This window comes from Serratia sp. TMDUHS_CL, assembly GCF_037137105.1.
Lineage (GTDB): Bacteria > Pseudomonadota > Gammaproteobacteria > Enterobacterales > Enterobacteriaceae > Serratia > Serratia nevei.
This window is the reverse complement of record NZ_JBBBDV010000002.1, coordinates 62,224-84,839: the sequence shown is the minus strand read 5'-3', so window position 1 is coordinate 84,839 and position 22,616 is coordinate 62,224. Positions and strand designations below refer to the sequence as shown.

19 protein-coding genes are annotated in these 22,616 nt (G+C 58.3%); 15 read left to right on the top strand and 4 right to left on the bottom strand.

Annotation, left to right across the window (positions count from 1 at the left end):
- Positions 1–26: 26 nt before the first annotated feature.
- Both focA and ycaO read right to left on the bottom strand, forming a co-directional pair.
- Positions 27–887, bottom strand: a complete 861-nt coding sequence (gene focA / locus WCL58_RS04145) for a formate transporter FocA (protein WP_019454548.1) — start codon at positions 885–887, stop codon at positions 27–29.
- A gap of 461 nt (positions 888–1,348) precedes the next feature.
- The gene (gene ycaO, locus WCL58_RS04140) at positions 1,349–3,112 is read right to left on the bottom strand and encodes a 30S ribosomal protein S12 methylthiotransferase accessory factor YcaO (RefSeq protein WP_060421733.1); all 1,764 of its coding nucleotides are present in this window, start codon (positions 3,110–3,112) and stop codon (positions 1,349–1,351) included.
- 148 nt (positions 3,113–3,260) lie between these two features.
- Here ycaO and ansB point away from each other — a divergent pair, with 148 nt between their 5' ends.
- The 9 genes from ansB (at position 3,261) to lpxK (ending at position 15,568) form a co-directional block, all read left to right on the top strand.
- Complete coding sequence (gene ansB, locus WCL58_RS04135; protein ID WP_070913952.1) at positions 3,261–4,307, top strand: L-asparaginase 2; 1,047 nt, start codon at positions 3,261–3,263, stop codon at positions 4,305–4,307.
- A gap of 303 nt (positions 4,308–4,610) precedes the next feature.
- Positions 4,611–5,696: a 3-phosphoserine/phosphohydroxythreonine transaminase gene (serC, locus tag WCL58_RS04130; RefSeq protein WP_033637853.1), complete on the top strand. Its 1,086-nt coding sequence runs from the start codon at positions 4,611–4,613 to the stop codon at positions 5,694–5,696.
- 113 nt (positions 5,697–5,809) lie between these two features.
- Positions 5,810–7,096 carry a 3-phosphoshikimate 1-carboxyvinyltransferase gene (gene aroA, locus WCL58_RS04125; protein ID WP_048233255.1) on the top strand — a complete coding sequence of 429 codons (1,287 nt, stop codon included), beginning with the start codon at positions 5,810–5,812 and terminating at the stop codon, positions 7,094–7,096.
- A 266-nt stretch (positions 7,097–7,362) separates the two neighbouring features.
- Positions 7,363–8,052 carry a (d)CMP kinase gene (gene cmk, locus WCL58_RS04120; protein WP_004928270.1) on the top strand — a complete coding sequence of 230 codons (690 nt, stop codon included), beginning with the start codon at positions 7,363–7,365 and terminating at the stop codon, positions 8,050–8,052.
- Between the two features lie 184 nt (positions 8,053–8,236).
- A complete protein-coding gene (gene rpsA, locus WCL58_RS04115; protein WP_004928267.1) occupies positions 8,237–9,910 on the top strand; it encodes a 30S ribosomal protein S1 in 1,674 nt (557 codons plus the stop codon).
- Positions 9,911–9,972: 62 nt separating this feature from the next.
- Positions 9,973–10,257, top strand: a complete 285-nt coding sequence (gene ihfB / locus WCL58_RS04110; RefSeq protein WP_004928264.1) for an integration host factor subunit beta — start codon at positions 9,973–9,975, stop codon at positions 10,255–10,257.
- Positions 10,258–10,533: 276 nt separating this feature from the next.
- Positions 10,534–12,804, top strand: coding sequence for a ComEC family protein (locus tag WCL58_RS04105; RefSeq protein ID WP_336850778.1), 2,271 nt, complete (start codon positions 10,534–10,536; stop codon positions 12,802–12,804).
- Between the two features lie 35 nt (positions 12,805–12,839).
- Positions 12,840–14,588 carry a lipid A ABC transporter ATP-binding protein/permease MsbA gene (msbA, locus tag WCL58_RS04100; RefSeq protein ID WP_047727931.1) on the top strand — a complete coding sequence of 583 codons (1,749 nt, stop codon included), beginning with the start codon at positions 12,840–12,842 and terminating at the stop codon, positions 14,586–14,588.
- Positions 14,588–15,568 carry a tetraacyldisaccharide 4'-kinase gene (gene lpxK / locus WCL58_RS04095; RefSeq protein WP_060421751.1) on the top strand — a complete coding sequence of 327 codons (981 nt, stop codon included), beginning with the start codon at positions 14,588–14,590 and terminating at the stop codon, positions 15,566–15,568. The genes msbA and lpxK overlap by 1 nt, the downstream gene beginning before the upstream one ends.
- A gap of 2 nt (positions 15,569–15,570) precedes the next feature.
- On the opposite strand, the gene hglS is transcribed toward lpxK, so the two are convergent.
- Positions 15,571–16,977, bottom strand: a complete 1,407-nt coding sequence (hglS, locus tag WCL58_RS04090; protein ID WP_060440278.1) for a 2-oxoadipate dioxygenase/decarboxylase HglS — start codon at positions 16,975–16,977, stop codon at positions 15,571–15,573.
- A gap of 525 nt (positions 16,978–17,502) precedes the next feature.
- Here hglS and cspE point away from each other — a divergent pair.
- The 6 genes from cspE to WCL58_RS04060 all read left to right on the top strand — a co-directional run bounded on the left by cspE (position 17,503) and on the right by WCL58_RS04060 (position 21,767).
- A complete protein-coding gene (gene cspE, locus WCL58_RS04085; RefSeq protein WP_019454537.1) occupies positions 17,503–17,712 on the top strand; it encodes a transcription antiterminator/RNA stability regulator CspE in 210 nt (69 codons plus the stop codon).
- Positions 17,713–17,934: 222 nt separating this feature from the next.
- A complete protein-coding gene (locus tag WCL58_RS04080) occupies positions 17,935–18,156 on the top strand; it encodes a cold-shock protein (protein WP_004928241.1) in 222 nt (73 codons plus the stop codon).
- Between the two features lie 113 nt (positions 18,157–18,269).
- Entirely contained in the window at positions 18,270–19,496 is a 1,227-nt protein-coding gene (locus WCL58_RS04075; RefSeq protein ID WP_336850580.1) for a winged helix-turn-helix domain-containing protein, read from the top strand.
- Between the two features lie 295 nt (positions 19,497–19,791).
- Positions 19,792–19,974, top strand: a complete 183-nt coding sequence (locus tag WCL58_RS04070; protein ID WP_004928237.1) for a Trm112 family protein — start codon at positions 19,792–19,794, stop codon at positions 19,972–19,974.
- A complete protein-coding gene (gene kdsB, locus WCL58_RS04065) occupies positions 19,971–20,720 on the top strand; it encodes a 3-deoxy-manno-octulosonate cytidylyltransferase (protein ID WP_004928235.1) in 750 nt (249 codons plus the stop codon). Before WCL58_RS04070 ends, kdsB begins: the two co-directional genes overlap by 4 nt.
- A gap of 150 nt (positions 20,721–20,870) precedes the next feature.
- Entirely contained in the window at positions 20,871–21,767 is an 897-nt protein-coding gene (locus tag WCL58_RS04060; RefSeq protein WP_060421759.1) for a YcbJ family phosphotransferase, read from the top strand.
- Between the two features lie 7 nt (positions 21,768–21,774).
- On the opposite strand, the gene elyC is transcribed toward WCL58_RS04060, so the two are convergent.
- Positions 21,775–22,548 carry an envelope biogenesis factor ElyC gene (gene elyC / locus WCL58_RS04055; RefSeq protein WP_336850579.1) on the bottom strand — a complete coding sequence of 258 codons (774 nt, stop codon included), beginning with the start codon at positions 22,546–22,548 and terminating at the stop codon, positions 21,775–21,777.
- Positions 22,549–22,616: the final 68 nt, after the last annotated feature.

Here is a 22,616-nt window from a genome sequence, read left to right as displayed (position 1 = left end):
TAACTCTGCGCGCGGTAACTCACAGCTTAGTGCTGTTCGCGGCCCCCGCGCAGATAAATTACCCAGTAAGTCAACCCAACCAGCAGACCGCCGCCGATGATGTTGCCGATGGTGACCGGAATCAGGTTGTCGATGATGAAATTGCTTACTGTCAGATGAGCGAATTGCTCAGGTACCGCCCCTACGGCTTGCCAGAACTCCGGCGTGGCGAAGTGTTTGACCACGATGCCCATAGGGATCATAAACATGTTGGCGATGCTGTGTTCGAAGCCGCTGGCGACAAACATCCCGACCGGCAGCACCATGGCGAGCATCTTGTCGGTCAGAGTGCGGCCGGAGTAGCTCATCCAGACCGCCAGGCAGACCATCAGGTTAGCCAGAATGCCGAGGCACACGGCTTCGATAAAGGTGTGATGCAGCTTGTGGTCTGCGGTTTGCAGGACATTCAGGCCCCACTGGCCGTTGGCGACCATATACTCGCCGGAGAACCAGATCAGCGCCACGAAGAACAGTGCGCCGACCAGATTGCCGAGATAAACGTTCAGCCAGTTGGCGCCCAGCTGGCCCCAGCTGATACGGCCGCTGGCTTTGGCGATGACGATAAGTACGGTAGAGGTGAACAGGTCGGCGCCTGACACCACCACCAGCATTAACCCGAGAGAGAAACAGATGCCGCCGACCAGTTTCGCCAGCCCGAAAGGCACGCCGGCGGTGCCGGTGGTCGCCGTGATGTAGAAGACGAAGGCGATGGAAATGAAGACACCGGCGGTGATCGCCAAATAAAACGTTTTCAGCGGATGTTTGGTGGCTTTATACACGCCGGCATCTTCAGCGATTTTCGCCGTGGCCGCAGGTAAAATCAGATCGAAGGGGCTGTCAGTTTTCAAACTAACTCTCGCTCTTAAGGGTTAAAACAACGCAATGAGATACTAGCAAAGCAGTATAGGGGAAAATTTGATTTGGATCATAAGGCGGGGAAGTAGAGCGGCGAAATGACGTGTTTTTTGTGTGGTTTTTATGGTTAATTTATTGATTTTTAAATAAAAACATTTTTTTAATGTTTGCAAATTTTTTTGAATCCACCGGGTGGACGGCGTAGGGTAAAGTTAAATTTTTAGGCGTTTTGTCGCCGCGCAGCGCTGAAAGTTTAATTATCGGTTAATTATTATTTCACCGTCCGGCAACAATTGACGGTTTATTTATTTTTATGGTCGTTTAACCGCCAATTTTCCGGCGAGAAAATAAAAGCGAATGCGTTGAAATACACCGCAAAAATGAAAACGCCGCAGCGAAGTGCGGCGTTTGGCAGCAGGGGTACTCCCAAAGTGGCAGTATCCCCTGACGATGCTTAGGCCTTGGCCCAGTGGCGGCGTTTGGCCGCCTGCAGCTTCTCGTAGGCCGCCAGCAGCGCCTGATGGGCCGGCAGCGCCTTCAGATCGGCATCGACGGCGAACAGCCCGTTGAAGCGCGCTTCACCGCTGATGGCGGCGGAGGCGGCGTCGACCGCTTCCTGGCCGTACATCTTCACGAACGCGGTGTAGTACTGCGCCGCTTCGCGTTCAGGCTCCTGCGCCAGCAGCAGCAGCGTTTGCAGACAGCGGTAGTAGTTGCTGCGCGCCGGGCTCAGCACCGAGGCGTTGAAGTCCTGCGTCCATTCGGTCCAGATCAGCGCCTGATCCAGATCGCCACCCGCCAGCGCCAGCATCGACTTCAGCTCGCCCACGCGCAGGGTATGCCAGGCGTTGTCTTTGCCGCTGGCAATGCCCAGCAGTTCGCGTACGCGGGTGAAGTCGTCCAGCCCTTCGTCGTCCAACTGCTCGATCAGCGCCAGGTACTCTTCCGGCTCCCACTCGCTGCCCGGCAGCGCCAGCAGCGTATCGCGCAGGTGCGCGCCCATGCTGTTGTTGGCCAGCAGCAGGTCTTCCGCCGGATAAATGTCGGACATGCCCGGCACGATGATGCGGCAAGCGTAGACGCCCAGGTGCTCGTAGTCGGCGATGTACACTTCCGCGTCTTCTTTGTCGAAGATGCTCATCAGGGTGGCGAACTCTTCCTGCGTGCTGCCGCTGAAGTTCCAGTCAACGAACGGATAGTCCGCATCCTGCTTGAACAGATCCCAGGAGATCAGGCCGCTGGAGTCGATGAAGTGCGTTTCCAGGTTGGTGTGTTCCGCCACTTCTTCGTCATCGAAGGTCGGTGCGGTGAACACGTCGAGATCTTTCAGGCTGCGGCCCTGCAGCAGTTCGGTTACCGTGCGCTCCAGTGCCACGCCGAAGTCCGGGTGCGCGCCGAACGAAGCGAAGCAGGTGCCGTTGGTCGGGTTGAACAGCACCACGCAAATGACCGGGTAGTTGCCGCCCAGCGAGGCGTCATAGGAGAGGATCGGGAAACCTTCCTCTTCCAGCTTGGCGATGGCTTCCACCACGCCCGGGTAACGGTTCAGCACGTCGTCCGGGATCGCCGGCAGGCTGATGGATTCGGCGATGATGCGGTTTTTCACATAGCGCTCGAACACTTCCGACAGGCCCTGCACGCGCGCTTCGTTGGCGGTGTTGCCAGCGGACATGCCGTTGGAAACATACAGGTTGCCGATGATGTTCATCGGGATGTACACGGTTTGCTGATCGGACTGACGGGTAAACGGCAGCGCACACACGCCGCGATCGGCGTTGCCGGATTGCAGATCGACAAGATCGCTGGCGCTCAGCTCTTGCTGCGGATCGTAGAAGGCGTGCAGGCGTTCGTCGAGGATGCCGGCCGGCAGCGCGTCGTCTTCAGGGATCGGGAACCATTTCTCATTCGGGTAGTGCACGAAATCGCCTTCGGCAATCTGCTTGCCCAGATAGAAATCGGCGAAGAAGTAGTTGGTGGACAGGCGCTCGAAATATTCACCCAGCGCGGAGGCCAGCGCGGCTTTTTTGCTGGCGCCTTTGCCGTTGGTGAAGCACAGCGGGCAATCGCGATCGCGAATGTGCACTGACCACACGTGCGGCACCGGGTTCAGCCAGGAGGCTTCTTCGATGTTGAAACCGAGATCGCTCAGTTTCTGCTGGAAACGGGCGATGGAGTCTTCCAGGGCGGCGTCTTTACCGGGGATAAAAGTTTGCGTCATTGTCTTCACTTTTTGCGCGTACTAAAAACGCGCAATGATACGGGGTTTTACGCTGGAGCTCCACGTATTCCTAAAGCGGCGGCAAAGTCACAGTTTTTTTAAGGATAAAGGCCATAATTCAGCGAGTTATCTGTCACGGAGAAATCTAATGAAATCAGTGAAACTCAGCGCGTTAACCCTCCTGTTGACCGGCTTCAGCGCCTCGGCGCTGGCGCTGCCCAACATCACCCTGCTGGCGACCGGCGGCACCATCGCCGGCGGCGGCGATTCGGCGACGAAATCCAACTATACGGCGGGCAAGCTGGGCGTCGAGGCGTTGGTCGATGCGGTGCCGGCGCTGAAAAACATCGCCAACGTGCAGGGGGAGCAGGTGGTGAACATCGGTTCGCAGGACATGAACGATCGGGTCTGGCTGACGTTGGCGAAGAAAATTGACGCCGACTGCGGCAAGACCGACGGCTTCGTCATCACCCACGGCACCGATACGCTGGAAGAGACGGCCTACTTCCTCGATCTGACGGTGAAGTGCGACAAGCCGGTGGTGCTGGTGGGGGCGATGCGGCCGGCGACAGCGATGAGCGCCGATGGTCCGTTCAACCTGTATAATGCGGTGGTGACGGCGGCGGATCCGCAATCGGCCAACCGCGGGGTGCTGGTGGCGATGAACGACACCGTGCTGGATGCGCGCGACGTCACCAAGACCAACACTACCGCCGTGCAGACCTTCCAGTCGCCAAACTACGGCCCGCTGGGATATATCCACAACGGCAAGATCGATTACCAGCGCTCGCCGCAGCGTAAGCATACCCGGGATACGCCGTTCGACGTCAGCAAGCTGAACGAACTGCCGAAGGTCGGCATCGTCTACAACTATGCCAACGCCTCCGATGCGCCGGCCAAGGCGCTGATCGCCGAAGGCTATCAGGGCATCGTCAGCGCCGGGGTCGGCAACGGCAACCTGTATAAAACGGTGTTCGACACCCTGGCGACGGCGGCGCACAACGGTGTGGCGGTGGTGCGTTCATCGCGCGTGCCAACCGGCGCCACCACCGAAGATGCGGAAGTGGACGACGCCAAGTACGGCTTTGTTGCCGCCGGCACGCTGAATCCGCAAAAAGCGCGCATTCTGCTGCAGCTGGCGCTGACGCAAACCAAAGATGCGAAGCAAATCCAGCAGATGTTTAATCAGTACTGATCGTTTTCTCTTCTGCGGGGGCCGACCGGGGCTCCCGCAGCCATCTTGGCTGAATACAGCATAAAACACCGCGTTAACCCGCTGAATTTCCCCATGTCGCAGGGTTTTATCGTCCAAACAATCGCGACGGCCGCAGAGCCTGTCATCACCCGGCGCGGCCGTTTGCCGCCGACGGGTGAATAAGCGTTGCAGCCATGGGGCGTGAGTGATAAAACCGATGGGTTGGTTAACGCGAGCGTTAACTTCGGGCGTCTTTTCGACAGGTCGCTTTTCTGCGGCGAACAGTGAATGTGGTGAGGGGAAATGACTCAGGTTTATAATTTTAGCTCTGGCCCGGCGATGCTGCCGGTGGAAGTGTTGCGTCGTGCGGAACAGGAACTGTGCAACTGGCACGGGCTGGGCACGTCAGTGATGGAGATCAGTCACCGCAGCAAAGAATTCATCGCCGTTGCCGAGCAGGCGGAACAGGATCTGCGCGATCTGCTGAAAGTCCCCTCCAACTATAAAGTGCTGTTTTGCCACGGCGGCGCCCGCGCGCAGTTCGCCGCGCTGCCGCTGAACCTGCTGGGCGACAAGGCCACCGCCGACTATATCGACGGCGGCTATTGGGCGCACAGCGCCATCAAGGAAGCGGAAAAGTATTGCGCCCCGAACGTCATCGACGTGAAAACCCGTATCGACGGCCTGAGCGGCATCAAGCCGATGAAAGAGTGGCAGCTCAGCGACGACGCGGCCTATGTCCACTATTGCCCGAATGAGACCATCGACGGCGTGGCCATCGATGAAACGCCGGACTTCGGCGACAAGGTGGTGATCGGCGATTACTCCTCGACCATCCTGTCCCGCCCGCTCGACGTCAGCCGTTTCGGCGTGATTTACGCCGGCGCGCAGAAAAATATCGGCCCGGCCGGCCTGACGCTGGTGATCGTGCGCGACGATCTGCTGGGTAAGGCGCGCAAAGAAGTGCCGTCGATCCTCGACTACACCGTGCTGGCCGAAAACGACTCGATGTTCAACACCCCGCCAACCTTCGCCTGGTACCTGTCCGGGCTGGTGTTCAAATGGCTGAAAGAGCAGGGTGGCCTGGTGGAGATGCAAAAACGCAATCAGGCCAAGGCCGAACTGCTGTACGCGACCATCGATAAATCCGACTTTTACCGCAGCCAGGTGGCGATCGCCAACCGTTCCTGGATGAACGTGCCGTTCCAGCTGGCCGATGCGGCGCTGGACAAGGTGTTCCTCAGCGAAGCCGAAGCCATCGGCCTGCAGGCGCTGAAAGGCCACCGGGTAGTTGGCGGGATGCGCGCTTCTATTTACAATGCCATGCCGCTGGCCGGCGTGCAGGCGCTGACCGACTTCATGGCCGACTTCGAACGTCGTCACGGTTGATTCCGTCAGCCCGCCCGGTGCGGGCTGCTCAGGCTGTTGTCCTTTTGCATTAAAGCGGCTCCGGCATTATTCCGGAGCCGTTTCGTTTATCAGAATTGGAGAGTTTTGTTCACATGGTGGATTCCCTGACGTTACACCCGGTCGCCCTGGTCAATGGCACCGTCAACTTACCCGGCTCCAAGAGCGTTTCTAACCGCGCTCTGCTGCTGGCGGCGCTGGCGAAAGGCACGACCCGGCTGACCAACCTGCTGGACAGCGACGACGTGCGTCATATGCTGAACGCGCTGCAGGCGTTGGGCGTGAACTATCAGCTTTCTGCCGATCGCACCGTGTGCGAAGTGACCGGCGTGGCCGGGCCGCTGGTGGCCGAGCAGCCGTTGGAACTGTTCCTCGGCAACGCCGGGACGGCGATGCGCCCATTGGCGGCGGCGCTGTGCCTCGGCGAAGGCGACGTGGTGTTGACCGGCGAACCGCGCATGAAAGAGCGCCCGATCGGCCATTTGGTGGACGCGTTGCGCCAGGGCGGGGCGCAGATTGATTACCTCGAGCAGACCGATTACCCGCCGATTCGCCTGCGCGGCGGCTTCCAGGGCGGCGACGTCACCGTTGACGGCAGCGTCTCCAGCCAGTTCCTGACCGCGTTGCTGATGACCGCGCCGCTGGCGCCGCAGGATACGCAGATCCACATCAAGGGCGAGCTGGTTTCCAAGCCGTACATCGACATCACGCTGCATCTGATGCGCACCTTCGGCGTATCGGTGAGCCACGACAACTACCGGGTGTTCCATATCCAGGGGCGTCAGACGTATATCGCGCCGGGCGATTACCTGGTTGAGGGCGATGCTTCTTCCGCCTCTTACTTCCTGGCGGCGGCGGCTATCAAGGGCGGCACCGTGCGCGTGACCGGCATCGGCCGCAAAAGCGTGCAGGGCGACACCAAGTTTGCCGACGTGCTGGAGAAAATGGGCGCGCGCATTACCTGGGGCGACGATTTCATCGAATGCAGCCGCGGTGAACTGCGCGGCATCGACATGGACATGAACCACATTCCGGACGCGGCGATGACCATCGCCACCGCAGCGCTGTTTGCCGAGGGGCCGACCACCATCCGCAATATCTACAACTGGCGGGTGAAGGAGACCGACCGCCTGGCGGCGATGGCCACCGAGCTGCGTAAAGTGGGGGCGGAAGTGGACGAAGGCGAAGACTACATTCACGTCGTGCCGCCGGCCAAACTGCAGTTTGCCGAGATTGGCACCTACAACGATCACCGCATGGCGATGTGTTTCTCGCTGGTGGCGCTGTCGGATACTCCGGTCACCATTCTCGATCCGAAATGCACCGCGAAAACCTTCCCGGACTATTTCGAACAGCTGGCGCGCATCAGCCAGCCGGCGTAACCCGTCAAATCGTTTATTTTAAGGCCCCTTAGTGGGCCTTTATCATTTTTAACGTTTGGCGACCGGCGTTTCTTCTATACTTTTTCGCGGTTGTGCGCTTATTTTCAACAACCGGACAGTTCCAGGGTAACAGATCGCCGTAGGGCAGCGTATAATACGCCACCGTATTTGCCCCTGATTGGGCAGGTGACAGAGAGTGCGGCGCGCGGGCCTTGAGCCGAAGCGCACCGTGTCTCTGTGAGGTTTTCTACCTGAAGGAGAGAGAAATGACGGCTACAGCCCCGGTGATAACCGTTGATGGACCAAGTGGCGCAGGCAAAGGCACGCTGTGTAAAGCGTTGGCCGAGTCCCTTGGTTGGCGTTTGCTGGACTCCGGCGCGATCTATCGCGTGCTGGCGCTGGCGGCGTTGCATCATCAGGTGGATATCACTTCTGAGGAAGCGCTGGTTCCGCTGGCCGCACATCTCGATGTTCGCTTCGTTGCCCAGGACGGCAAGCTGCAGGTGATTTTGGAAGGTGAGGACGTCAGCAATGAGATCCGCACCGAAACCGTCGGCAACACCGCGTCGCAAGCGGCGGCGTTTCCGCGCGTGCGCGAGGCGCTGCTGCGCCGCCAGCGTGCATTCCGCGAGGCGCCCGGCCTGATTGCCGATGGCCGCGACATGGGCACGGTGGTGTTCCCGGACGCACCGGTCAAGATTTTCCTCGACGCCAGCTCGGAGGAGCGCGCGCACCGCCGCATGCTGCAGTTGCAGGAGAAGGGCTTTAATGTTAACTTTGAACGTCTTTTAGCCGAGATAAAGGAACGGGACGACCGTGACCGTAATCGGCCTATCGCGCCTCTGGTGCCCGCTTCTGACGCCCTCGTGCTGGACTCTACCAGCATGTCGATCGAAGAAGTGATCCGGCAGGCGTTGACGTATGCACAGAAAGTGTTGGCGTTGCCGCAGCAATAAGCGCGGCGGCGCTATTGGCTTTTTGTCATATTTGTCATAGCGGTATCGCAATATATCGGGTAAAATTTTACCCCTGTAACCTTAAACCCTGTCGGCATGGAGCCAATGGCGGGGTATGTGAAACAACCCCATTCGGCGGGACGCTAAATGGACGTTAAACTAAAGAACCCTGAAGATTAACAACATGACTGAATCTTTCGCTCAACTCTTTGAAGAATCCTTAAAAGAAATCGAAACCCGCCCGGGTTCCATCGTTCGTGGCGTCGTTGTTGCTATCGACAAAGATATCGTACTGGTTGACGCCGGTCTGAAATCTGAGTCTGCCATCCCGGCTGAGCAATTCAAAAACGCCCAGGGCGAGCTGGAAATCCAGGTTGGTGACGAAGTTGACGTTGCTCTGGATGCTGTTGAAGACGGCTTCGGTGAAACCCTGCTGTCCCGTGAGAAAGCTAAGCGTCACGAAGCTTGGATCACGCTGGAAAAAGCTTACGAAGAAGCTGAGACTGTAACCGGTGTTATCAACGGCAAAGTGAAGGGTGGCTTCACCGTCGAGCTGAACGGCATCCGCGCGTTCCTGCCAGGTTCCCTGGTTGACGTGCGTCCGGTACGTGACACTCTGCACCTGGAAGGCAAAGAGCTTGAGTTCAAAGTCATCAAGCTGGATCAGAAGCGCAACAACGTTGTCGTTTCTCGCCGTGCGGTTATCGAATCCGAGAACAGCGCTGAGCGCGATCAACTGCTGGAAAACCTGCAGGAAGGCATGGAAGTTAAAGGTATCGTTAAGAACCTCACTGACTACGGTGCATTCGTTGATCTGGGCGGCGTAGACGGCCTGCTGCACATCACTGACATGGCTTGGAAACGCGTTAAGCACCCAAGCGAAATCGTCAATGTTGGCGATGAAATCACTGTTAAAGTGCTGAAGTTCGACCGCGAGCGTACTCGTGTATCCCTGGGCCTGAAACAGCTGGGCGAAGATCCATGGGTTGCTATCGCGAAACGTTACCCAGAAGGCACCAAGCTGACTGGTCGTGTAACCAACCTGACTGATTACGGCTGCTTCGTAGAAATCGAAGAAGGCGTTGAAGGTCTGGTACACGTTTCTGAAATGGATTGGACCAACAAAAACATCCATCCGTCCAAAGTTGTTAACGTGGGCGACGTAGTGGAAGTGATGGTTCTGGACATCGATGAAGAGCGTCGTCGTATCTCCCTGGGCCTGAAGCAGTGCAAATCCAACCCATGGCAGCAGTTCGCAGAAACCCACAACAAGGGCGACCGCGTTGAAGGTAAAATCAAGTCTATCACTGACTTCGGTATCTTCATCGGCCTGGACGGCGGCATCGACGGCCTGGTTCACCTGTCTGACATCTCCTGGAACGTTGCAGGCGAAGAAGCAGTACGTGAATACAAGAAAGGCGACGAAATCGCAGCGGTTGTTCTGCAAGTTGACGCAGAGCGCGAGCGTATCTCCCTGGGCGTGAAGCAGCTGGCTGAAGACCCGTTCAATAACTACCTGTCTATGAACAAGAAAGGTGCTATTGTTACTGGTAAAGTCACTGCAGTTGACGCCAAAGGTGCTACAGTTGAATTGGCAGGCGGCGTAGAAGGTTACCTGCGTGCATCTGAAGCCTCTCGCGACCGCATTGAAGATGCAACTCTGGTTCTGAACGTAGGTGACGAAGTTGAAGCTAAATTCACCGGCGTTGACCGTAAGAACCGCGTTGTAAGCCTGTCCGTACGTGCTAAGGACGAAGCTGACGAGAAAGACGCCATCGCAACTGTTAACAACAAACAGGAAGAAGGCAACTTCTCTAACGCAATGGCTGAAGCTTTCAAAGCGGCTAAAGGCGAGTAATGACGGGGGGCGGTTTCTGACCGCCCCGATACGGTAGTTTAGCTGCAAAGCTTGGAGGTACTATGACCAAGTCTGAACTTATTGAAAGACTTGCTGGCCAGCAATCTCATATTCCGGCGAAGGCCGTTGAGGATGCAGTGAAAGAGATGCTTGAGCACATGGCCGCAACGCTGGCCGAGGGCGAACGCATTGAGATCCGCGGATTCGGCAGTTTTTCTCTTCACTACCGTGCCCCGCGTGTAGGCCGCAACCCGAAAACCGGTGACAAAGTTGAGCTGGACGGCAAGTACGTTCCTCACTTCAAACCTGGCAAAGAGTTGCGTGACCGCGCCAATATCTATGGCTAGTCGCTGACTGCTCATAGCGTTGTTGCTTGTAAAGAATATAAAACGGTGCCTTTAAGGCGCCGTTTTTTTTCGCCTGCGATTCTCCATGACACGCAAGTGAATTGCGTACTGCGCCGCATTTGCGGTGTGGCTGCTGCATAGGCCTCTCTTATCCTGCCATGCTCACCGCATCTTCGTTAAAGCCCGCTGGCGGCGACATATCGCCTCAACGATCCTGCTTGCTTGCCGTGACGCGTTTTTGCTCATGGTGGAGCCGATGGGAGAAGAGCGATCAAAATTTCGCTGGATCTGGCGATATTCGCCGTTATCTGCGGCATCCTGCCGCTGCTGGTTTTACCGCGGTTGCCAGAGCCATGGCTGCTGTGGCCGATGCTGTTTGTCGCCGGTTTACTGCTGCGCACCCGTTGGCCGATCTGTCGTTATTTGGCCTGTCTGGGTTTGGGATTCATATGGGCGGTTTTCAACGCCGGAAGCCTGCTTGGGCAAATGGAGCACCTAAGCCGCATGCCGGATGTAACGGCGGTGGCGCAGGTGAGTAGTGTCGCACTGGAGCCTGCCGCCAGTAAGCAGACGCTGATGCGCATCGAGCGAGTCGACGGCCATTGGTTGGTGCCTGCGCTGACGTTTACCACGACGTGGGCCCCAGAACGGCAGCGTCTGTGCGCCGGGCAGCGCTGGCAGTTGAAACTGCGTTTGCGGCCGGTGCACGGCAAGCTCAATGAAGGCGGCTTTGACAGCCAGCGTTGGGCAATCGCGCAGCGCCAACCTTTGACCGCGCAGGTCAGGCAGGCTCGTTTGCTGGATGGCGATTGCGGCCTGCGCCAGCGCATAATCAGCCATGCGGAAACCAACATCGGTGAATTGCGTTACAAGGCGGTGTTGCTGGCGCTGGCGTTTGGGGAACGCACCGCACTGGAACAGGCTTTGCGCACGCTGATGCTGAAAACCGGCATTGCGCACCTGATGGCTATTTCGGGGCTGCATGTGGCGATGGTCGCCATTTTGTTTTGGGCGGTGCTGCGTGCGCTGCAGTTTTTTCTTCCCGCCCATCTGATTGGTTATCGCTTTCCGCTGGTCGCGGGCTGGGTGGCGACGCTGATCTATGTCTGGTTGGTGGGCGCCCAGCCACCGGCGGTACGCACCGCGCTGGCGATGACGCTGTGGATGCTGCTGCGCTTGCGCGGCGTTCATTGTTCTTCCTGGCAAGTGTGGCTGTGGTGCGTCGGGCTGATTTTGTTGTGCGATCCGCTGGCGGTATTGTCAGACAGTTTTTGGCTGTCGGTGCTGGCGGTAGGGTGTTTGATTTTTTGGTTCGAATGGGCGCCGCTCGGCGAGCGATTTCGTTCCGCCTGGTATTGGGCGCCGGTACGCTGGCTGCATATTCAGCTGGGCATGACGCTGCTGCTGGTGCCGATGCAGGTCGCGCTGTTTTTAGGCCTGACGCTGACCTCATTGCCGGCCAATCTCTGGGCGGTGTCCATCGTCTCATTGGTGACGGTGCCGTTGATTTTGCTGGCGGTGATCGGCGGCGTCTTCCCCTCGCTAAGTTACGGGCTTTGGTGGTTGGCCGATTTCACGTTGAGCGGGGTGTTTGTGCCGCTGCATTACCTGCAGCGCGGTTGGGTAGATTTGGGGGCTGCCTCGCTGCTGGCCAGCATAGCGGGATGGCTTATCGTTATCTGTTGGCGCTTTCATTGGTGGTGGCGCTATGCGCCGGGCCTGGCGACGATCGCGATATGCTGCGTGCTGTGGCGAGGAAAAGAGCCGGGATACCGCTGGCGCGTCGATATGCTCGATGTCGGGCACGGCCTGGCGATGGTGATAGAGCAAAACGGCAAAGGCATATTGTATGACACCGGCGATCGTTGGCCTGCAGGCAGCGCCGCCGAGCGGCATATTTTGCCGATGCTGAACTGGCGGGGTATTGAACTGGAACAGATCATTATCAGCCATGCTCATCTCGATCATATCGGCGGGCTGTCGACGGTACAGAGTGCGTTTCCACAGGCGACGGTGCGCAGCCCGATACGCGGGGAGGGGCACTTGCCCTGCGTCGCCGGAGAGCGTTGGCGATGGCAGTCGTTGCAATTCGAGGTGCTGTGGCCGCCGAAAACGCTCAAAAGGCCGGTCAATGACGACTCCTGTGTGATTCGCATCGACGACGGGAAATACAGCCTGCTGCTTACCGGCGACGCGGAAAAGAAGGCGGAGGCACAGCTGATTCGATTGCGCCGCGACCGTTTAGCGGCCACGGTATTGCAGGTGGGGCACCATGGCAGCAGAACGTCTTCGACGCCGCCGTTTCTGCGCGCGGTCAATCCTGAGGTGGCGCTGGCGTCAGCATCTCGTTACAACAAATGGCGATTGCCGGCGCGTAAAGTGGTCGCCAGATACCGGGCAAATGGCATTACATGGCGTGATACGACGCGCTCCGGCCAGTTATCGGTACTTTTTTTCGACAACGATTGGCAAATTAAAGGCTTTCGCGAACAATTAATGCCCCGTTGGTACCATCAGCGGTTTGGCGTAGAGGGTGATAATGAGTAAAATAGGCCGCTATTTCTTCCGATGCTGGTATTTGCATGATGAATGATAAAGATCTCTCGACCTGGCAGACGTTCCGTCGACTCTGGCCGATGATCACTCCTTTTAAGACCGGGCTGATTGTGGCCGCCATTGCGTTGATTATGAACGCAGCGGGGGACACGCTGATGCTGTCTCTGCTTAAACCGCTATTGGACGATGGGTTTGGAAAAACCGACAGCAGCGTGCTGGTGTGGATGCCGCTGGCGGTGATTGCGCTGATGCTGATGCGTGGCGTGACCAGCTTTGTTTCAAGCTACTGCATTTCCTGGGTTTCCGGCATGGTGGTGATGCAGATGCGCCGCCGCCTGTTTGGCCACATGATGAGAATGCCGGTGGCCTTCTTCGATCAGCAGTCTACCGGGACGCTGTTGTCGCGCATTACCTATGACTCCGAGCAGGTGGCTTCCTCCTCTTCCAGCGCCCTGGTGACCGTGGTGCGTGAAGGGGCCTCGATCATTGGCCTGTTCATCATGATGTTCTACTACAGCTGGCAGCTGTCGGTGATCCTGATCGTGCTGGCGCCGATCGTCTCCATCGCCATTCGCCTGGTGTCCAAGCGTTTCCGCAACATCAGTAAGAACATGCAGAACACCATGGGACAGGTGACCACCAGCGCCGAGCAGATGCTGAAAGGCCATAAAGAAGTGCTGATCTTCGGTGGCCAGCAGGTGGAAACCGAGCGCTTTAACTCGGTCAGCAACCGCATGCGTCAACAGGGCATGAAACTGGTCTCCGCGTCTTCGATTTCCGATCCGATCATTCAGCTGATCGCTTCGCTGGCGCTGGCGTTCGTGCTGTTTGCCGCCAGCTTCCCAAGCGTGATGTCAACCCTGACCGCCGGTACCATTACCGTGGTGTTCTCGTCGATGATCGCGCTGATGCGCCCGCTGAAGTCGCTGACCAACGTCAATGCCCAGTTCCAACGCGGGATGGCGGCATGCCAGACGCTGTTCTCCATTTTGGATATGGAACAGGAAAAAGACACCGGCACCCGCGAAGTGAAGCGTGCGAAAGGCGATATCGAATTCCGCAATGTCACCTTCTACTACCCGTCCAAGGAAACGCCGGCGCTGCGTGATATCAACCTGAAAATCGCCGAAGGCAAGACCGTCGCATTGGTGGGCCGTTCCGGTTCGGGCAAATCCACCATCGCCAACCTGTTGACGCGTTTCTACGATATTCAGGAAGGCGAAATCCTGATGGACGGCCACGATCTGCGTGAATATACCCTGGCCTCACTGCGTAATCAGGTGGCGCTGGTCTCGCAAAACGTGCACCTGTTCAACGACACCATCGCCAACAACATCGCCTATGCGCGCGAGAGCGAATACAGCCGCGAGCAGATTGAGAAAGCGGCCGAAATGGCGTACGCGATGGACTTCATCAACAAGATGGAGAACGGCCTGGATACGGTGATCGGTGAGAACGGCGTAATGCTGTCCGGCGGCCAACGTCAGCGTATCGCCATCGCGCGTGCGTTACTGCGCGACTGCCCGATCCTGATCCTGGATGAAGCGACTTCTGCGCTGGATACCGAGTCCGAACGTGCCATCCAGGCTGCGCTGGACGAGTTGCAGAAAGACCGTACTTCGCTGGTGATCGCGCACCGTCTGTCGACGATTGAGAAGGCGGACGAGATCCTGGTGGTGGAGGACGGCCGCATCGTCGAACGCGGCGAGCACGCCGAATTGCTTGAACGGCAGGGCGCCTATGCGCAGCTGCACCGCATGCAGTTTGGTCAATAATGATTGAGCGCATCTGGTCCGGCGGTTCGCTGCTTTATCTGGCGCTGCTGCCGCTCTCCTGGCTGTATGGCCTGCTCAGTTGGCTGATTCGCCTCAGCTACCGCTGTGGCCTGCGCAAAAGCTGGCGCGCGCCGGTGCCGGTGGTGGTGGTGGGCAATCTCACCGCCGGCGGCAACGGCAAAACGCCGATGGTGATCTGGCTGGTGGAACACCTGCAGCAGCGGGGCTATCGCGTTGGCGTGGTTTCGCGCGGCTACGGCGGCAAGTCGGCGGTCTATCCCCTGGTGCTCAATCAGAATACCTCGACCCGCGAGGCGGGGGATGAGCCGGTGCTGATTTATCAGCGCACCGGCGCGCCCGTGGCGATCGCGCCCAAGCGAGCCGAGGCGGTACAGGCCTTGCTGCAACAACAGCCGCTGGATGCGATCATCACCGACGACGGCTTGCAGCACTATGCCTTACAGCGTGACTTCGAGCTGGTGGTCATCGACGGCGTGCGCCGTTTCGGCAATGGCTGGTGGTTACCGGCCGGGCCGATGCGCGAGCGTGCCGCGCGGCTTGGCAGCGTCGATGCGCGCGTCGCCAATGGCGGCGTGGCGCAGGCGGGGGAGATTGCCATGCGCCTCCAGGCGCGTGACGCGGTGAACCTGCTGAGCGGCGAACGTCGCCCGGCGGCCGAGCTGCCGCGCGTGGTGGCGATGGCGGGCATCGGTCATCCGCCGCGTTTCTTCGCGACGTTGGAAAAGCTGAACGTCGAGGTGGTGCAGGAAGTGGCGTTTGCCGATCATCAGGAATATCAGCAGCCGCAGCTGACGGCGCTGGTTGCAGCCGATCAAACGCTGCTGATGACGGAGAAGGACGCGGTGAAGTGCCGCGCCTTTGCCCAGCCTAATTGGTGGTATTTACCGGTTGATGCGGTGCTACCGTCCGCTCAGGCTGAGCAACTGCTGCAGGGTATCGAATCTCTGCTGACCAAGTAACCTCAGGATGCCAGCGTGACAAGCCCCAGGGCTTGCGCGCAGGCCTCCAGCGAACGCTGCTGGGTTTGCTGATACAGCGCCAGCTCGTCGATCACCTCACTGCCCAACGCTTGTTCAAACGCAGCCCGGCTGGAAGCGGCATTGTACTGCGCGTGGCGGCTGTCCCCCAGATTTGACTGGAAAATCCCCGCTGCGCTGACCGGCAGAAAATCTTCATACACCAGCGGCTGGAAGCGAACGTGTTCTTTCTCGATCAGTTGCTCCAGGGTACTGTGCTTATCCAGCGACTCTTTGGCCGCCAGGCCGCATTCGGTCGGGAAATAGCGGAACCAGGCCAGCTGTTGCTCGCGCAGCGTGGCGTAATCATCCGGAAACGCCCGGAAGTTTTCCTCCAGCAGTTGATAGTAGCGCTCGGCGTTCTTCTCGCTTGGCGGTGCCTGCAGTGCATCGTTGGTCGCCTGCAGCAGGCGGTCGTAGAGGGCGCGCCCTTTAGGCGTCAGCGCCACGCCGCGCTGTTCGATCTCGCCGAAGCGCGCGGTATGGTGGCCGGCGATGGCGTGGCCGTCGTGCTCAACGAAATCGACGCTTTCTTCCAACGCCTTGAAGCTGGTCTGGCGCAGCAGGATTGCACGGCGGCGGCGCGGCGGGCCCTCGATGACCGCTTTGGGCGTAATGCCGCGGCCGGGCATCGCCTGTTGAACGCGATCGATATCCAGCGTGCGCGGCGTCAGGTGGTTGATATGCGGCCCTTTAAACGCCACGACGTCGGCGATCAGGCGATGCTGATCGTGCAACTGCCGGTATTCTTCGGCGCTGACCGTCGCCTGATTGTGCCAGCGGAAGGTTTCCAGCGCTTGTTCGACAAACTCTTGCGCCTGCGCTGCATTCAATCCGCCTTGCGTTTCCTGCAGCGCGATCAGTTCCAACGCGCGATCGGTAAAGATGCGGCGGCGCGCCAGCAAGCGCTCGGCCAGCTCACGCAGCGCGGGATCTTCTATCAGTTCCAGGCGCAGCAGGGAGGTGAACACGCGGAAAGGACTGATCTGCAGCGCGTCTTCATGTACGGCACGAAAAGCGGTGGAGTGCACCGGAACGCCCGCTACCGACAGGTCATAGTAACCGACCGGCGCCATGCCCATCACCCGGAACAGGCGGCGCAGGGTGGCCAGCTCATCCGCGGTGCCGACCCGGATCGCGCCGTGGCGCTCCATGGCGAGGCGCTCTATCTCGCCGGTGATTTGCAACTGATGAGCCAGTGCGGCGTCTTCGCGCAGAACCTGTCGATTGGTTTCCGCCACCAACTCCAGCAGATCGCCGTACAGCGGTACCTCCTTTTGGTACATGTCCGACATCGCGTGGGAGAATCTGGCGCGGATTTCATTAGGTGAAACGAACTGCTGGGCGGTCATGCGCATAGCTCCTTGATTCAGCATAATCTGAAAAATCGTGTTTTTAGCGGCAAAAGTGCTGGCGAAAAAGCCCTCTGCCTTGTTTTCCCCTCAAGTTTAGCCATCTGATTTGGGATTTGTTATAGAGGCGCCAAGCATATTAGAGTTTTATGCGTTAGCTCTCATTTGCAGCGCACAGACGGACAAATGATGCGCCGGCCTGGGGGAAGAGGCGGTGGATGGGCTGCGAAGAACGGTAAATTAATTCATGTATATTCAGGGGGATAAAAATAAATTCGGCGTAATGGCGAATTTAATGCAATAAACCTCTTGTGCATTCACCAGATTTATGAGTAAATGCAAGTCGGCCTGTAATCCAGACCTATTTATGTTCGAGTTTAGAGTTAAGCAGTTCCTCCAAAAACGTTATCATCCGATTCCGCTTCAAAGACGAACCTTCTAAGTACCTCCCATAAGTAATGTTTCTGAAATGGCCCCAATTGCCTCTTATGGCAGGTTTTGTAAATATATTTAAAGGTAAATGTAATGTCTAAGAAGACTGGTCAGGTTAAGTGGTTCAACGAAAGCAAAGGTTTTGGTTTCATTGAGCAGAACGACGGCGGCAAAGATGTATTCGTACACTTCTCCGCAATCATGACCGACGGTTTCAAGACCCTGGCTGAAGGCCAGCGCGTCGAGTACACCATCCAGGACAGCCCGCGCGGGCCGGCTGCCGCCAACGTAGTTGCTCTGTAAGATTACAGGGAACGCGTATAAGAGATCTTAATACAACCATGGTGACGCTTTAGCGCCGAGTCATGCGGAAGATATTAAGTCCAACAAGCCCGCCTTAGTGCGGGTTTTTTATTTTTTTGCTCACGAGAGGTTTGTTACGAAAAACTTTAGGATGGGCTGGTAGCGTCCAGACAATATAAAAAATGACGTTGTCAAGGATGCTCAAGTAAAAGGATATAAGTTATGTTTAAAAATACTGTGTTAAAAATGGGCCGCGTGAAATGGTTTAATCAGGCCGAAGGCTATGGTTTTATTTCACCGGTAGATGGCAGCGACGAAATCTATGTCAATCGCAACGCTATCGCCAACACCAAAAATAAGTCGTTGAACGAAGGTCAGAACGTTGAGTTCTCGATCTATCGCAGCTCGCATGGGCTGTCCGCGGCAGACGTTATCGCGTTCTGATCGCACCCTCCTTCCTCGCCAGTGCCGGTGTCGCCACCCGCAAGCACTGGCGAAGATAAATCCCTCGATATCCACTATTATCAGGCCACTGCCTACTTGCCACGGATATCAGGATGACCACCCCGATAATTTCCCTTACCGCCGCTCGCGCGCTGCACCTTGCCGCCCAGGGGCTGCTTTCTCCGCTTAAACGCCAGGCTAAGCCCGATGACGTCGTGAGCGCGATCCAGCGCATGGGGCTGTTACAAATCGATACCATTAGCGTCGTCGCCCGCAGCCCGTATCTGGTGCTGTTCAGCCGTTTGGGCGTCTATCAGTCGGAGTGGCTGGAGCAGGCGCTTGCCGGCCGCAAACTGTTCGAATATTGGGCGCACGAAGCCTGTTTCCTGCCGATTGAGGATTTTGGTTTGCTGCGGCATCGCATGCTGGCGCCTCATGATATGGGCTGGAAATATTCCGCCGACTGGGTGCAGCAGCACCAGGCGGCGATGGACAGCCTGCTGCGGCACATCGAACAACAGGGGCCGGTGCGCTCCGCCGATTTCAGCGCCGAGAAAAAGGGCAACAGCGGATGGTGGGACTGGAAACCGGAGAAACGACACCTGGAGATCCTGTTTACCGCCGGCAAGCTGATGGTAGCCGAACGCCGCAACTTCCACCGGGTTTACGATCTGACCGAAAGGTTGCTGCCGGCCTGGGACGATGCGCGTCATACGCTGCCTGCGGAGCGGGCGCGCAGGCAGATGCTGCGCCGCACCTGCCGCTATCTGGGTATCTTTCGCGCTGAATGGTTGGCAGATTACTATCGGCTGAAACGCGTGGCGCCAAAAGCCTTGCTGGCAGAGCTGCAGGAGCAGGGGGAGATTACGCCCGTACAGGTAGAGGGGCTGGAAGGGCCGTTCTATGTGCATGAATCTCTGGCGGAACTGCTGCCGCTGGCGGAACAGAGCAAACTCAAATCGACGGTCACCAGCCTGTTGTCCCCCTTTGATCCGGTAGTTTGGGATCGGCGGCGGGCGCTGGAGCTGTTCAACTTTGACTATCGGCTGGAGTGTTATACGCCGAAAGAAAAACGTCGCTATGGGTACTTCACCCTGCCGGTGCTGCACCGCGGTGAGCTGGTGGGGCGCATTGACGCCAAGGCGCACCGTCGCCAGGGGGTGTTCGAGATCATCAGTTTCCATGCGGAGCCGCAGGTGCGCTTCGGCAAACAGCGGGCGCAGGATATCCGGCAGGCCATCGCGCGTACGGCCAAATGGCACGGTGCGCAACGCGTCGCGCTGGGCGACATTCCGGCGGCGTTGGCCGCTGAATGGGGGACCGGCTGGGAAGTGGAATAACGAACGACGCCGTCGGTGGGTAAAACGAAGTTCAGCGCCGCTCGTTACAAAGGGGCTCAGTGGCTGAAGTTAGCGAACAGAGCGATGATTTTATGCAGACGTTTGATCACGTATCACGGCCTTTTTGTGATTTGCATCACAAAATTTTACGCTGGGATGCGCCCCAGTTCAAGCTGTTGCCCCCGCGCGATGAGGAAATATCGGTGGGTTGGCGCCACCGGTGATTAACCTGAGGCCGGGCGTTATGCTATCCTCACAGCCTTTCCCAGATGACCTATCCCCTTACGGAGGATGCATGGACCACCGTTTACTCGAAATCGTTGCCTGCCCGGTATGCAACGGCAAACTCTATTTCAATAAAGAAAACCAGGAACTGGTGTGCAAAGCGGACGGGTTGGCTTACCCGCTGCGCGACGGCATTCCGGTGCTGTTGGAAAATGAAGCGCGTGCGCTGTCGCTGGATGAGAAACACGCATGAGTTTTATCGCTATTATTCCCGCCCGCTACGCCTCGACCCGTTTGCCGGGTAAACCGCTGGCCGATATTCACGGCAAGCCGATGGTGGTACACGTCATGGAGCGCGCCCGCGAGTCCGGCGCCAGCCGCGTCATCGTGGCGACCGATCACCCTGAAGTCGCCAAAGCGGTGGAAGCCGCCGGTGGCGAAGTGTGCATGACCAGCCCGGATCACCATTCCGGCACCGAGCGACTGGCGGAAGTGATCGCGCACTACGGCTTTGCCGACGACCAGATCATCGTTAACGTGCAGGGCGACGAACCGCTGATCCCACCGGTGATCGTGCGTCAGGTGGCGGAGAACCTGGCGGGCAGCCAGGCCGGTATGGCTACGCTGGCGGTGCCGATCGAGAGCGCCGAAGAGGCTTTCAACCCCAATGCGGTGAAGGTCGTGATGGACGCGCAGGGCTACGCGCTCTATTTTTCACGCGCCACCATTCCGTGGGATCGTGAGCGTTTCGCCGCGTCGAAAGAGAGCATCGGCGACAGCCTGCTGCGCCATATCGGCATCTACGCGTACCGCGCCGGCTTCGTGCGTCGCTACGTCAGCTGGGCGCCGAGCCAGCTGGAACAGATCGAGCTGTTGGAACAGCTGCGCGTGCTGTGGTACGGTGAAAAAATCCACGTGGCGGTCGCGAAAGCGATCCCGAGCGTGGGGGTCGATACGCCGGAAGATCTCCAGCGCGTGCGCGACAGCATCCAACCCTGAGCCTGAGTTCGTCGGCGCGCCGCGCAACGCGCCGACGATGCAACACCCCCCCATGATTGTTCCCCGTTTTGTTGATCTGCGTTGAAGAATTTTTCCGCTCACCGTTCGATGATGTTACGTATCCCCTTATTAGCCTGAGGTGAATGCCTTATGGAGCAGTTACGCGCCGAACTGAGCATTGTGCTGGGTGAGTCCATCAGCCGGCTGGAGCGGGTGAGTGAACAGCCTTATGCGCATATGTATTCGCTGTACGATCGGCAGGGCAACGCGATCCCGCTGATGGCGAAAAGCTTTATCTGCCAAGGCATCGCCCAGCAGGAGGCTTACAAGCTGTCAATGCTGGCGCGTGACGGGGATATTCGGCTGCCCACGGTGTACGGCGTGGTGTGTACTCAACAGACGCCGTATAAGGAAATCCTGCTGATCGAGCGCCTGCGCGGCGTGTCGGCTGAAGCGCCGACGCGCTCGCCGGATCGCTGGAACATGCTGATGGAACAGATCGTTGACGGGATATTGGCCTGGCACCGCATCGACAGCCACGGCAGCGTCGGCAGCGTTGACAGCACGCAGGAGAACGACTGGTTTTGCTGGTATCAACAGCGGGTCGAAGTGCTGTGGGCGACGGTAGTCAATCTCACCACCCCGCAGCTGACCATGGCGGATCGGCGTTTGCTGTACCGCACGCGCGAAGCGCTGACCCATTTCTTCGTCGGCTTCGACGATCCCTGTGTTCTGGTGCACGGTAACCTGTCGCTGCGCAGCATGCTGAAGGATCCCAAAAGCGATCAGCTGCTGGCGATGCTCAATCCCGGCGTGGTGCTGTGGGCGCCGCGCGAATACGATCTTTTTCGCCTGTGCGAGGCGGGCATGCCCAGCCAACTGCTGTTCCGCTATCTGCAGCGCGCGCCGGTCGCCGACGCTTTCCTGGCGCGGCGCTGGCTGTATGTGGTGTGGGAAGCGGTAGGGCGCTTGGTTCATACCGGCAAGCTGGAGCGGCGGCCGTTCGACTATGCGTCGCAACAGCTGCTGCCCTGGCTGGCCGGTTGAACGGGCCTTACTCGGCGCCGGCGCGATCCGCGCCTTTCAGCCACTGCCACAGGCTGCCCAGCGTTTCATACCAGGCACGTTCGGTATGGCCGAGGAACATCGAGGACGGTGTGGCGCGATCCCAGATATTCAGCGGCGAGTCGATCGCCAACTGGTTGGCCGGCGCCGGGATCGGGTGCAGGCCTTTCGCCTCGAAGAAGCGCATGGCGCGCGGCAGATGGTTGGCGGAGGTCACCAGAATGAACGGTTGCTCGCCGACCAACTTGGCGACCTGAGCGGCTTCTTCCTCGGTATCGCGCGGTTCCCTCAGGATCACCATATCGCTGCGCGGCACGCCCAGGCTTTCGGCCACCAGCGCCGCCGTGGCGGCGTTGCTTTGCATGCTGCCGGCGGATGCGCCGGTAAACACCATTCTGGCGCCGGGATGCGCAAGGTAAAGCCGCACGCCTTCCGTCACGCGCGGCAGGCTGTTGCCGAGCAAATTCGAGCTGGGTGCCCAATCGGGATTGTAGGTATAGCCCCCGCCCAACACCACGATGTAACTGACCGGATCGTTGCCGCGATAAGTCTGGTATTGGGCTTCGATCGGCCTCAGCAGCCGGTCGGCCACCGGCTGCAGGCTGAAAAGCAGTAAAAACAGCCAGCTCAGCGTAAAAATCGTCTTACCGCTTTTTTGCCAGTGGGTGAACCACAGCAGCAGCAGCGCCAGCCCCATCAGCAGCATCAACAGCGGCAGCGGCATCAGCATGGCGCCAAAGAACTTTTTCAGGTTGAACAGCATCGAAAATCAGATCCTTTTGGGTGAAAAAGCGGCATCCAGGCATAAACAGGCCGCAAGAAGATACATTC